The 12,473-nt window shown below is 67.7% G+C and carries 12 protein-coding genes; 4 read left to right on the top strand and 8 right to left on the bottom strand.

Annotated elements, in window-relative coordinates; genetic code table 11:
* The first annotated feature begins 50 nt into the window (after nt 1-50).
* Entirely contained in the window at nt 51-1,202 is a 1,152-nt protein-coding gene (locus tag MC45_RS07640) for a hypothetical protein (protein ID WP_038661472.1), read from the top strand.
* 46 nt (nt 1,203-1,248) lie between these two features.
* On the opposite strand, the gene MC45_RS07645 is transcribed toward MC45_RS07640, so the two are convergent.
* From MC45_RS07645 to MC45_RS07675, 8 genes are all read right to left on the bottom strand, one after another.
* Nucleotides 1,249-1,602 carry a HesB/IscA family protein gene (locus MC45_RS07645; protein WP_038661475.1) on the bottom strand — a complete coding sequence of 118 codons (354 nt, stop codon included), beginning with the start codon at nt 1,600-1,602 and terminating at the stop codon, nt 1,249-1,251.
* A complete protein-coding gene (locus MC45_RS07650) occupies nt 1,602-2,060 on the bottom strand; it encodes an SUF system Fe-S cluster assembly protein (protein ID WP_038661478.1) in 459 nt (152 codons plus the stop codon). The genes MC45_RS07645 and MC45_RS07650 overlap by 1 nt, the downstream gene beginning before the upstream one ends.
* Nucleotides 2,057-3,259: an aminotransferase class V-fold PLP-dependent enzyme gene (locus tag MC45_RS07655; protein ID WP_245640879.1), complete on the bottom strand. Its 1,203-nt coding sequence runs from the start codon at nt 3,257-3,259 to the stop codon at nt 2,057-2,059. Before MC45_RS07655 ends, MC45_RS07650 begins: the two co-directional genes overlap by 4 nt.
* Nucleotides 3,256-4,329 carry a SufB/SufD family protein gene (locus MC45_RS07660; protein WP_038661485.1) on the bottom strand — a complete coding sequence of 358 codons (1,074 nt, stop codon included), beginning with the start codon at nt 4,327-4,329 and terminating at the stop codon, nt 3,256-3,258. Before MC45_RS07660 ends, MC45_RS07655 begins: the two co-directional genes overlap by 4 nt.
* Nucleotides 4,326-4,640 (bottom strand): hypothetical protein, encoded by a 315-nt coding sequence (locus tag MC45_RS19275; protein WP_156143802.1) that lies wholly within the window; start codon nt 4,638-4,640, stop codon nt 4,326-4,328. Before MC45_RS19275 ends, MC45_RS07660 begins: the two co-directional genes overlap by 4 nt.
* Nucleotides 4,637-5,380 (bottom strand): Fe-S cluster assembly ATPase SufC, encoded by a 744-nt coding sequence (gene sufC, locus MC45_RS07665; RefSeq protein WP_038661487.1) that lies wholly within the window; start codon nt 5,378-5,380, stop codon nt 4,637-4,639. The genes MC45_RS19275 and sufC overlap by 4 nt, the downstream gene beginning before the upstream one ends.
* A 71-nt stretch (nt 5,381-5,451) precedes the next feature.
* Nucleotides 5,452-6,936: a Fe-S cluster assembly protein SufB gene (gene sufB, locus MC45_RS07670; protein WP_038661488.1), complete on the bottom strand. Its 1,485-nt coding sequence runs from the start codon at nt 6,934-6,936 to the stop codon at nt 5,452-5,454.
* Nucleotides 6,937-6,938: 2 nt separating this feature from the next.
* Nucleotides 6,939-7,388, bottom strand: coding sequence for an SUF system Fe-S cluster assembly regulator (locus MC45_RS07675; protein ID WP_052075566.1), 450 nt, complete (start codon nt 7,386-7,388; stop codon nt 6,939-6,941).
* A gap of 323 nt (nt 7,389-7,711) precedes the next feature.
* On the opposite strand from MC45_RS07675, the gene MC45_RS07680 reads away from it, so the two are divergent.
* Genes MC45_RS07680 through MC45_RS07690 form a run of 3 tightly spaced genes read left to right on the top strand, consistent with a single transcriptional unit; the run spans nt 7,712 to nt 12,340 of the window.
* Nucleotides 7,712-8,737 carry a quinone-dependent dihydroorotate dehydrogenase gene (locus MC45_RS07680; protein ID WP_245640880.1) on the top strand — a complete coding sequence of 342 codons (1,026 nt, stop codon included), beginning with the start codon at nt 7,712-7,714 and terminating at the stop codon, nt 8,735-8,737.
* Nucleotides 8,738-8,777: 40 nt separating this feature from the next.
* Nucleotides 8,778-10,511, top strand: a complete 1,734-nt coding sequence (gene ggt, locus MC45_RS07685; protein ID WP_179944567.1) for a gamma-glutamyltransferase — start codon at nt 8,778-8,780, stop codon at nt 10,509-10,511.
* 41 nt (nt 10,512-10,552) lie between these two features.
* A complete protein-coding gene (locus tag MC45_RS07690) occupies nt 10,553-12,340 on the top strand; it encodes an AMP-dependent synthetase/ligase (RefSeq protein WP_156143902.1) in 1,788 nt (595 codons plus the stop codon).
* The last annotated feature ends 133 nt before the right edge of the window (nt 12,341-12,473 follow it).

The following is a 12,473-nucleotide window of genomic DNA, read 5'->3' on the forward strand; positions in this document are numbered from 1 at the left end:
CGCCTTGTCGTGCCGCCGTGCTAGATCGCGGGCCAAAATGGGAGGCCCGAATGAGCGACCTGACGATCACCCCCGTCATCACCAAGAGCGAACGCAAGGCGTTCGTCGACCTGCCGTTCCGGCTGTACAAGGACGATCCCGCCTGGGTCCCGCCGCTGAAGGGCGAGGCGCTGGGCCTGATCACGCCCGAGAAGAACGGCTGGTACAGCCACGCCAAGGTGCAATTGTTCCTCGCCCGCGAGAACGGTCGGGTGGTCGGGCGTATCTCGGCGCATATCGACACGCTGGCGCTGACGATGCCGGCCGAACAGGGGTTCGGTCCCGGTGTCGGTCAATGGGGGTCGATGGAAGCCGAGCGCGAAGACGTGTTCGCCGCGCTCCTCGCCAAGGCGGAGGGCTGGCTGCGCGAGCAGGGCATGACCCGCGCTCTCGGTCCGATCTCGCAATCCGTGTGGGAGGAGCCGGGCCTTCTCGTGCAGGGCTTCGATCATTCGCCGACGATCATGATGGGCCACGCCAAGCCGGAATATCAGGGCTGGATCGAGCGTGCGGGCTACCAGCAGGTCAAGCAGCTCTTCACCTACGAGCTCGACATCACCCAGGAATTTCCGCCGATCGTCAAGCGGATCATCCGCTCCGGCGAGAACAACCCGCGCATCGTCGTGCGCGAGGTCGACAAGCGCAAGTTCGAGGAGGAGGCGGCGATCATCCTGTCGATCCTCAACGATGCGTGGAGCGACAATTGGGGCTTCGTCCCCCTCACCCCGCCCGAGATCAAGGACGTCGGCGTCAAGCTCAAGCCGATCGTGTTCAACGACCTGATCCGCATCGCCGAACTCGACGGCAAGCCGGTCGCGTTCATGATCACGCTTCCGGACCTCAACGAGCCGCTCAAGCCGCTCAACGGCTCGCTGCTGCCGTTCGGCTGGGCGAAGCTGCTGCTGTGGCTGCGCAAGCCGAAGGTGCGGACGATGCGCGTGCCCTTGATGGGCGTCGTCAAGGAATTGCAGGCATCGCGGATGGCGAGTCAGCTCGCCTTCATGATGATCGAATATATCCGCGTCGCCTCGGTCCAGCATTACGGCGCGAGCCGCGGCGAGATCGGCTGGATCCTCGACGACAACCAAGGCATGCGCTCGATCGCCGAGACGATCGATAGCCGCGTCAACAAGGTCTACAACATCTACGGGCGGGACCTTTAGACCCGGCGGGCTCCTCCCCCGCCACGCGAGGGAGGAGCCGATCGGATCAGACCGTGAAGCTTTCCCCGCAGCCGCATGCGCCCTTGGCATTGGGGTTGTTGAACACGAAGCCGGCGGTGAAATCGTCCTCGACCCAGTCCATCGTCGAGCCGACGAGATACAGGATCGAGCCGCCGTCGACGAACAGAGTGCCGCCGGGTGTCTCGATCCGCTCGTCGAACGGCTTGGCCTCGGTGACGTAATCGACCGAATAAGCGAGCCCCGAACAGCCGCGGCGCGGCGTCGAGAGCTTGACACCGATCGCGCCGTCCGGCGCGCGCGCCATCAGGTCGGCGATGCGCGCGTCGGCATTGGCGGTGAGGATCAGCGGCGCCGGCCGCTGGCGCAGGGTTGTCGCCATCACAGCATCCCCAGTTCGAGCTTGGCGTCGTCGGACATCTTCTGCGGGTCCCATGGCGGGTCCCAGACCAGATTGACGTCGGCGAAGGCGATCCCCGGCACCGCGGCGACGCGCATCTCGACCTCGGCCGGCATCGATTCAGCGACCGGGCAATGCGGCGTGGTGAGCGTCATCGTCACCACCGCCTGACCGTGGTCCGCCACCTCGACGCCGTAGATCAGCCCGAGATCGTAGATGTTCACCGGAATCTCGGGATCGTAGATCTCTTTCAGCGCGTCGATCACCGCCTCGTACAGCGCACCGCCGGGCTCACCCGGTGCATCGCCCTGCGGCTGCTGCTGGAGAAAGCCGGTCAGATAGTCGCGTTCGCGCGGTGCATTGTCCGCAACGTCCTCGACGCGCGCACGCGGCGCCGGCGTTACCGCCTCCACTTCCTCGATACGGATCGCATCGCTCATCCGAATATCCTCGTCACTCGTTCGACGCCCTTCACCAGCGCCTCGATGTCCTGCGGACCGTTGTAGACCGCGAAGCTCGCCCGCGCGGTCGCATCCACGCCCAGCACCTCCATCAGCGGCTGCGCGCAATGATGGCCGGCACGGATCGCCACCCGGCCCTCGTCCAAGATGGTGCCGACGTCGTGCGGATGCACCCCCTCGACCGCGAAACTGACGATGCCGGCGCTGTCCTCCGGCCCGAACAGGCGGACCGAGTTGAGCGACGCCAGCGCCGCGCGTGCGTCGCGGACCAGAGCGGTTTCGTGCGCATGGATGCGGTCAAGCCCGATCCCCTCGACATAGTCGATCGCCGCGGCAAGGCCGAGCGCGCCGACGATATGCGGCGTCCCTGCCTCGAACCGGCCCGGCGGCGGGGCATAGGTCGTCTTCGCGAAGGTGACGCGGTCGATCATCGAGCCGCCACCCTGATAGGGCGGCATCTGCGCCAAGAACTCGCCGCGACCCCACAACACGCCTATCCCGGTCGGACCGTACAGCTTGTGACCGGAGAAAACGTAGAAATCGCAACCGATCGCCGCGACGTCCACCGCGATCCGCGGCACCGCCTGACAGCCGTCGAGCAGGATCTTCGCGCCGACGCCATGCGCCAGATCGGTCGCGCGCTTCGCGTCGAGCACCGAGCCGAGCACGTTCGAGACGTGCGCAAGCGCGACCAGTTTGTGCTGCGGCGTGAGGATCCGCTCCATCGCATCGAGATCGATGCGATGATCCGCGGTCAGCGGCAGCACGTCGATCGCCGCGCCGACGCGCTCGGCGGCCATCTGCCAAGGCACGATATTGCTGTGATGCTCCAGCATCGACAGCAGGATGCGGTCGCCCGACTTGAGCTGCGTCGCCGCCCAGCATTGCGCGACGAGGTTGATCCCCTCGGTCGCGCCGCGGACGAAGACGATCTCGTCGGACGTCGTCGCGCCGATGAAGCGTGCGACCTTGGCGCGCGCCGCCTCATAGGCGACGGTCATGTCGGCCGAGCGCTGATAGACGCCGCGATGCACCGTCGCATAGGTCTCGCCATAGGCCCGCGCGATCGCGTCGATCACGACCTGCGGCTTCTGCGCGGTGGCCGCGGTATCGAGATAGGCCCATCCCGCGGGAATCGCCGGAAAGTCGGCGACGCGGTCCAGGGGGGATTCGCTCACAGCGTCTGCTCCAGCCACGCGTCGGCGTCCGCAGCGAAGACGTCGCGCACGGTCTCGTCCGCGATACGATCGAGCGCATCCGCGACGAACGCACGCGTCAGCAGCGCCTTGGCGCGGGGCGCAGGAATGCCGCGGCTCTGCATGTAGAAGAGCGCGCGCGCGTCGAGTTCGCCGACCGTCGCGCCATGCGCGCATTTCACGTCGTCGGCGAAGATCTCCAGCTCGGGCTTGAGGTTGACCGTCGCGGTGCGCTGGAGCAGCAGACCGCGCAGGCTCTGTTCGCCGTCGGTCTTCTGCGCATCGCGCGCCACCTCGACCGCGGCGGCGAGGCTCACCGTCGAGCGATCCGCGGCGACCGCGCGCCAGAGCTGGTGCGACTGGCCGTTGGGCTTGGCATGGCGGACGCGCACCGCGCATTCCTGCCGCTGGTCATCGCAGGTGAGCAGCGCACCGCCGAGCTCGGCATAGGCACCGTCGCCATTCAGCGTCAGCGCCGCGTCGAGCCGCGTCCCCGCCGCGGTGGCGCCGAGCGCGACCGAGACGAAGCTGGCGGCCTCGGCGAGCGTCACCTCGTCGCGGGTCGAGACGAAGCCGGCGTCCTGCACGACGCGCACCGCACGCATCACCCGCGCGCCCTGTCCCAATTCGAACCGGGTCAGTGTGTTGGTCCAGCCGGCACCGGAGAAACTCTCGACTAGCGTCAGTACGGCATCCTCGCCGAGCGTGATGACGAGCGGCGTCTGGCTGTCCCCGCCGGCGTTGACACGGGCGATCTCGATCGTGGTGACGGTGCGCGGCGCGAGCGTGATCCGGTGGCCGTCGCCCGCAGCATGGCGGGCAAGCGGGTGATCGCTAGCAAGGGCTTCCGGAACGATGGCAAGGTCGCCGGGACGGCTGACATCGGTATCGAGATAGCCGTCGACGAACACCAGTCGCGCCGCGTCGGGCAGGATCGCGTCGGGCACCGACGCCGACTGCGGCGTCAGCGCGCGGGCGGCTTGCAGCGCGGGCATGTCGGCCCAGCGGAACGCTTCCTCGCGCGTGGTGGGCAATTCGAGAACGGCGGTCATGCGGCGGCTCGCTGAATGGTGTCACGCGAAGGCGCGAAGACGCGAAGAGAAGAAAGGTTTTTTGCGCGCAGAGGCGCAGAGGCGCGGAGAAGAAGAGAAGAAGACGCGACGCCGCCTGCAGCGCGAGCCTTCTTGCGCGTCAGCACAATATCAAAATCGTTGGGGATGATCGACGGGAGCACGCCTCCGGCGACGCGCTCTCCGCGCCTCCGCGCCTCTGCGCGAACAAAAACCATATCGAGGACACCCGACGGCATGCCAAGCGACACGCCCTCTTCGCGCCTTCGCGCCTTCGCGTGAATGAAAATCACGCCGTCACCCCCGCATAGCCCTCACGCTCCAGCTCGTGCGCGAGGTCAGCGCCACCGGTGCGGACGATACGCCCGTCGGCGAGCACGTGGACGACGTCGGGTCGCACGTAATCGAGCAGCCGCTGATAATGGGTGATCAGCAGCACCGCCTTGTCGGGCGCGCGCATGATGCGGTTGATGCCGTCGCCGACGATGCGCAGCGCGTCGATGTCGAGGCCGCTGTCGGTCTCGTCGAGGATCGCGAACTTGGGGTTGACGACGCCCATCTGCACCATCTCGTTGCGCTTCTTCTCGCCGCCGGAGAAACCGACGTTGACCGGCCGCTTGAGCATTTCGGCATCCATGTCGAGCTTGCGCGCCTCCTCTCGCGCGAGCTTGAGGAACTCCGCCCCGGACAGCGGCTTCTCACCGCGCACGCCGCGCTGCGCGTTAAGCGCCTCGCGCAGGAACTGGACGTTGCTGACGCCGGGGATCTCGACCGGATATTGGAAGCCGAGGAACACGCCCGCCGCAGCGCGCTCGTTGGGAGCAAGCTCCAGCAGGTCCTGCCCGTCGAAGGTGATCGACCCCTCGGTCACCTCATACCCAGGACGCCCGCCGAGGACATAGCCGAGCGTCGATTTGCCCGCACCGTTCGGCCCCATGATCGCATGGATCTCGCCGGCGTTCACCGCGAGGGTGAGCCCCTTGAGGATCGGCTTGCCGTCGATCTCGGCGTGCAGGTTTTCAATCTTGAGCATTGATCTGATCTTCTTCCTTTGGGGGTGGGGGGAGTCTCACCGAGACCGTCACCCGCATCCCCCACCCAATCTTACCCTACCGAGCCTTCGAGGCTGATCCCGAGCAGCTTTTGCGCCTCGACGGCGAATTCCATCGGCAATTGCTGCAGCACCTCGCGCGCGAAGCCGTTGACGATCAGCGCCACCGCCGCCTCCTGATCGAGACCACGGCTCATCGCGTAGAAGAGCTGGTCCTCGCTGATCTTCGAGGTCGTCGCCTCATGCTCGATCTGCGCCGAGGGGTTCTTCACCTCGATGTACGGCACGGTATGCGCCCCGCATTGGTCGCCGAGCAGCAGCGAATCGCATTGCGTGAAGTTGCGGACGTTCTCCGCGGTCGGCCCGACCCGGACCAGCCCGCGATAGGTATTGTCCGACCGCCCCGCCGAAATCCCCTTCGACACGATCGTCGAGCGCGATCCCTTGCCGAGGTGGATCATCTTGGTGCCGGTATCGGCCTGCTGGCGGTTGTTGGTCACCGCGACCGAATAGAATTCGCCGACGCTGTTCTCGCCGGCGAGCACGCAGCTCGGATATTTCCAGGTGATCGCCGATCCGGTCTCGACCTGCGTCCACGACACCTTGCTGTTCCGGCCCTGACACAGCGCGCGCTTGGTGACGAAATTGTAGATGCCGCCGACGCCATTCTCGTCGCCGGGATACCAGTTCTGCACGGTCGAATATTTGATCTCGGCATCGTCGAGCGCGACCAGTTCCACCACTGCGGCATGGAGCTGGTTCTCGTCGCGCATCGGCGCAGTGCAGCCTTCGAGATAGGAGACGTAGCTACCCTTGTCGGCGACGATCAGCGTCCGCTCGAACTGGCCGGTATTCTCGGCATTGATGCGGAAATAGGTCGACAGCTCCATCGGGCAGCGCACGCCTTCCGGGATGTAGACGAACGTACCGTCGGAGAAGACCGCCGAGTTGAGTGTCGCGAAATAATTGTCGCGCTGCGGCACGACCTTGCCCAGCCATTTGCGGACGAGATCGGGATATTCGCGGATCGCCTCGCTGATCGAGCGGAAGATGACCCCCGCAGCCTCCAGCTCCTTGCGGAAGGTGGTGGCGACCGAGACGCTGTCGAACACTGCATCCACCGCGACGCGGCGCTTCGGATTGCCCTCCGCATCGAGGTCCTCGACCCCGGCGAGCATCTTCTGCTCGGCGATCGGAATGCCGAGCTTCTCGTAGACGCGCAGGATCTCGGGATCGACCTCGTCGAGCGAGCCGAGCTTGGGCTTCGCCTTGGGCTCGGCGTAATAATAAGCGTCCTGATAGTCGATCGGGGGCACGTTCAGCTTGGCCCAGTCGGGCGCCGCCATCGTCTGCCACAGGCGGAACGCCTTCAGCCGCCAGTCGAGCATCCATTCGGGCTCGTTCTTCTTGGCGCTGATGTAGCGAACCGTGTCCTCGCTCAGCCCCTTGGGCGCGAAGTCTTGTTCGATATCGGACGAAAAGCCCCATTCGTAGGTCTTGGAGACGGCCGCATAGGCCTCTGCGTTCTTGGTCGCCATGGTTACACCTGTTCGCTCAGCGGAGCGGGAATGGGATCGTGGATGGGAGCGCGCGAAAGCCGGGCGAGCGAGACGCCGGCAAGCGCGCCGCGGACCGCCTCGTTGACGATCCCCCAATGCGGCCGGACGAGGCAATTGCCCTCCAGGCCGCATTCGTGGCGACTGCCCTCCACGCAGGAGGTCATCTGGATCGGCCCCTCGACCGCCTCGACGATATCGGCGAGGCTGATCGCCGCGGCGGGCCGCGCGAGGCGGAAGCCGCCGCCGGTACCGCGCGCGCTCTCGATCAGGCCGGCGCTGGACAAACGGCTGACCAGCTTCTGCGCGGTCGGCAGCGGCACGCCGGTTTCCTCGGCGAGCAGCGTCGCGTTGAGTCGCGCCGCACCGCCGCAATGGCGCGCGGCGGCGGACATCATCACGACCGCATAATCGGCAAGGCTGGAAAGTCGCATCGGCTCCGGTCGGTTGTTGCGAGCGTTTCGCAAATCGGATCAATTCGATCCGATTGCGAGATAGGGTTTTGTGCGCTGCGGTCAAGCGGGGAAGGGCGATCAGTGTGAGTGGCGTTGTCATGGGTGATGGAGGACGCGGGCAGACGCCCCCTTACTCTTCGTCATCCCGGCGGAAGCCGGGACCCATGGACGCGCGACGCGGATGATAGCGAATCACCGCGGCTCCACCGCAACCATGGGTCCCGGCGTTCGCCGGGATGACGAAGGGGGAAGCGCGAGGCAGGACTTGAAGCGTCGGGGTCGGGGATGCGATGGGCCACCCCATGTCCTACGCCCTTCGCCCGCTGCTCTTCGCGCTTGATGCCGAGCGCGCCCATGCGCTGACGCTCAAGGCGCTGGCGGTGCGCGCCAAACTGCCCGCTCCCGCCGCCAAGCCGAATCCGCGCCTCGCCACCCGTATCGGCGACCTAGCCTTCGCCAACCCGCTCGGCGTCGCTGCGGGGCTCGACAAGGACGGGGTGGCGATCGAGGGTCTGTTCGGCCTCGGCTTCGGCGCGGTCGAGATCGGTACGCTCACCCCCCTGCCCCAATCGGGCAACCCGAAGCCGCGACTGTTCCGCCTCGTCGCCGACCGCGCGGTCATCAACCGCATGGGCTTCAACAACGGCGGGCTCGAAGGCGGCCTCGCCCGCGCGCGCGCTGCCCGGCGCGGTGCCGGCCGGCTCGGCATCAACGTCGGCGCCAACAAGGACGCGACCGACCGCGTCGCCGATTACGTCGCCGGCGTCTCCGCCGCCGCGCCGCTCGCCGATTACGTCACGATCAACGTCTCCTCGCCCAACACCCCCGGCCTGCGCGATCTCCAGCACGGCGCGGCACTCGACGAACTGCTCGCCGCCTGCACCGCGGCGCGCGCCACGACGCCGCTGTTCCTGAAGATCGCCCCCGATCTCGACGCCGCGGCGATCGACGGCATCGCCCGCGCCGCGATCGGCCACGGGCTCGACGCGATCATCATGGGCAACACGACGATCTCGCGCCCGCCGCTACGGTCGCCACAAGCGGGCGAGGCCGGCGGCCTGTCGGGTGCGCCGCTCGCGACGCTCGCCCGGCAGCGACTGGCCGACCTGCGCAGCGCCACCGGCGGCGGCATCGCGCTGATCGCCGCGGGCGGAATCGACAGCGGCGCCGAAGCCTATGCGCGCATCCGCGCCGGTGCGCGCCTCGTCCAGCTCTATTCGGCGCTCGTCTACGAAGGACCGGGACTCGCCCGCCATATCCTCGCCGAGCTCGACGCCTGCCTCGTCCGCGACGGTTTCGCCGATATCACCGCGGCGGCCACGGCGTAACGGCTTGCCCTCGGCGGGCCAGCCGTTAGGCTTTGCGGCGATGAAGATCGGACTCGCGCTCGCCCTTGCCGCCGTCAGTGCCCCGGCGCTGGCCAAGGCTCCGCCGCCCCAGGCCCCCGGCCGCCAGGCGCCCGGCATGGTCAGCGCCGCCGATCCGCGCGCCGCGGCGGCGGGGGTCGAGATCCTCAAGGCGGGCGGCAGCGCCACCGACGCCGCGATCGCGACGATGCTCGCGCTCAACGTCGTCGAGCCGCAGAGTTCCGGCATCGGCGGCGGCAGCTTCTGGGTCAGCCACGCCGCCAAGACCGGCAAGGTGACGACGATCGACGCGCGCGAGGCTGCCCCCGCCGCCGCGACGCCGCGCTGGTTCTACGACGCCGCCGGCAGGCCGCTGAGCCACGACGATGCGGTGCCGGGCGGGCGCAGCGTCGGCGTGCCGGGTGCGCTGCGCGGCATGGCGCTGGCGCACCGCCAGTCGGGCAAACTGCCCTGGGCGCGCTTGTTCGAACCGGCGATCCGGCTGGCGCGCGACGGCTTCCGCGTCAGCCCGCGCTTCCGCCATTCGGACGAATCCTACGGCGACCATCTCACGCCCGAGGCGCGCGCGGTTTTCACCGTCGGCGCCGACGGCATCCTGCGCAACCCGGCACAGGCGGCGCTGCTCGACCGGATCGCGCGGCAGGGTCCCGATAGTTTCTATGTCGGCCCGCAGGCGGCGAAGCTGGTCGCGACGGTCAACGGCGCCGCGCGCAACCCGTCGACGATGACGACCGGCGATCTGGCGACCTACGACGCCAAGCCGCGCCCCGAATTGTGCGTCCCCTATCGGACCTACCGGATCTGCGGGATGGGGCCGCCGTCGTCGGGCGGCATCACCGTGCTGATGATCCTCAAACAGCTCGAACGATTCGACATGGCGAAACTGGGCAAGGACTCGCCCGTCGCCTGGCATCTGTTCGCCGAAAGCTCGCGTCTCGCTTATGCCGACCGCAACCTGTACGTCGGCGATCCCGATTACGTCCGCGTCCCGGTCAAGGGCCTGCTCGACCCCGCCTATATCGCGAAGCGCTCGGCGCTGATCGCGACCGACAGGACGATGGCGCGCGTCGCCGCCGGCACGCCGCCGGGCGCACCGGCACGCACCCCGGCGCCGGTCAGCGAGGTCGCCGGCACCACCGACCTCGCCGTCGCCGATCGCGCCGGCAACGTCGTCGAGGTAACGACGACGGTCGAGGGGCCGTTCGGCTCGGGGCTGGTCGTCGACGGCACCGTGCTCAACAACGAGCTGACCGACTTCGACATCGTGCCGGTGGATGCCGGCTATCTCGTCGCCAACCGCGTCGAGGGCGGCAAGCGGCCGCGCAGCTCGATGGCGCCGACGATCGTCTACGATGCCAACGGCAAGGTCCGTCTGGCGGTCGGCGCGGCGGGCGGATCGACGATCATCGCGCAGATCGCCAAGGCGCTGATCGGCGTGCTCGACTGGAATTTGTCGGCGCAGGAGGCGATCGCCCTCGGCCTCGTCTACGCTCCCGGCCCGGTCGCGACGCTGGAGACCGGCACCGGCGCCGCCGCGTTGCAACCCGCGCTCGCCGCGCTGGGCGAACGCACGCAGGTCGCGCCGCTCGGGCTCAAGGCGAATGCGATCGAATGGAAGCAGGGCCGTTGGGTCGGCGCCGCCGATCCGCGCAGCGAGGGCGTCGCGATCGGCGAGGACGGCAGCGTCAGCGACCCGACCCGCATGGCGCCGGTCGCCAACCGCCCTTCGGAATAAACGACGACGGCGGGCCGGCGAGCCCGGCCGCGACAGGAGAGATCATGGCCCTCGAGCGTTTCCCCAATCTCGTCACGATGTTCTTCGCACGGGCGAAGGACCGCGGCGACGCTCCCTTCCTTTGGGCGAAACGCGACGGCCAATGGGTCGCGACGAGCTGGGCGGAGGCAGCACGTCAGGTCGCGAGCCTCGCCGCGGGGCTGAAGGCGATCGGCATGAAGCCGGGCGACCGGGTGATGCTGGTCAGCGAGAACCGGCCGGAATGGTGCATCAGCGATCTCGCGATCATGGCGGCGGGCTGCATCACCGTGCCGGCCTATGTCACCAATACTGAGCGCGACCATGCCCATATCATCGCCGATTCGGGCGCATGCGGCATCATCGTGTCCACCGACAAGCTCGCGCGCGTTGTGCTCACCGCGGTGCTACGCTCCAACCAGGGCCAGATCGTCATCGGCATCGATCCGATGCGCGCGCCTTCGGCCGGCGTCGACTTCCACGACTGGCATGCGCTGATCGCCGACCATCCGACCGAGCCAACGGTGGCCGCGGCGGAGGCGACCTTCCAGCGCGACGACCTCGCCTGCATCATCTACACCAGCGGCACCGGCGGCGCGCCGCGCGGGGTGATGCAGCATCACGGCGCGATCCTGCACAATTGCAACGGCTGCGCGACGGTCATCGCCGAGGATTTCGGCGCGGGCGACGAGGTGTTTCTGTCGTTCCTGCCGCTCAGCCACGCCTATGAACATACCGGCGGCCAGCATCTGCCGATCTCGCTCGGCGGCCAGATCTATTATGCCGAGGGGCTCGACAAGCTCGCCGCCAATATCGAGGAAGTGCGCCCGACGATCATGTTCGTCGTGCCGCGACTGTTCGAGGTGCTGCGCACGCGGATCAGCAAGGCGATCGAGAAACAGGGCGGCATGTCCGCCTATCTGCTGGCGAAGGCGCTCGACGTCGGCGCGAAGGCGAATGCGGGCACGCTGCGCCTCGCCGACCGGCCCGCGCAACTGCTGGTCCGCACTCTGTTCAAGCCGAAGATCGCGAAGAAGTTCGGCGGACGGATGAAAGCGATGGTGTCGGGCGGCGCGCCGCTCAACCCGGAGATCGGGCTGTTCTTCCAGTCGCTCGGCGTCACCTTCCTGCAAGGCTATGGTCAGACCGAGGCGGCGCCGGTGATCTCGTGCAACCGGCCGAGCGCGGGCATCCGCATGGATTCGGTCGGCCCGCCGCTGATCGATACCGAGGTGCGCATCGCCGAGGACGGCGAGATCCTGGTGCGCGGCGAGCTGGTGATGCACGGCTATTGGCGCAACGAGGCCGAGACGGCGCGCGTGCTCAAGGACGGCTGGCTGCACACCGGCGACATCGGCGAGATCGACGCCGCCGGCCGGATCGCGATCACCGATCGCAAGAAAGACCTCATCATCAACGACAAGGGCGACAATGTCGCGCCGCAGAAGGTCGAGGGGATGCTGACGCTGCAACCCGAGATCGTGCAGGCGATGATCGCCGGCGACCGGCGCCCCTATATGGTCGCGCTGATCGTCCCCGACCCCGAATGGACGCAGGAATGGTGCGCGGCGAACGGCACGCTCTGCAAGTTCGAGCGGCTCGCCGAGAACAGCGAGTATCGCACCGCGATCGGCCATGCGGTGGAGCGGGTGAACAAGGATCTGTCGGTCACCGAACGCATCCGCCGCTTCGTGCTGGCCGACGCGCCGTTCACGATCGAGAACGAGCAACTGACGCCCAGCCTCAAGATCCGCCGCCACGTGATCCGCAAGGAATATGGCGACCGGCTGGACGCGCTGTATCGGGGGTGAGGTAGCCTCGCGAAGGCTCCCGCCCTGTCCTCCCCTCCGCCAGCTTGAATAACCTTACTGCGGGCGGAGCCGGCGGCAGCGAAGTTCGATCGGTTTCTTTATCAGATTCGTCACCCCGGACTTGTTCCGGGGT

Source organism: Sphingomonas taxi (assembly GCF_000764535.1).
GTDB classification, from domain to species: domain Bacteria; phylum Pseudomonadota; class Alphaproteobacteria; order Sphingomonadales; family Sphingomonadaceae; genus Sphingomonas; species Sphingomonas taxi.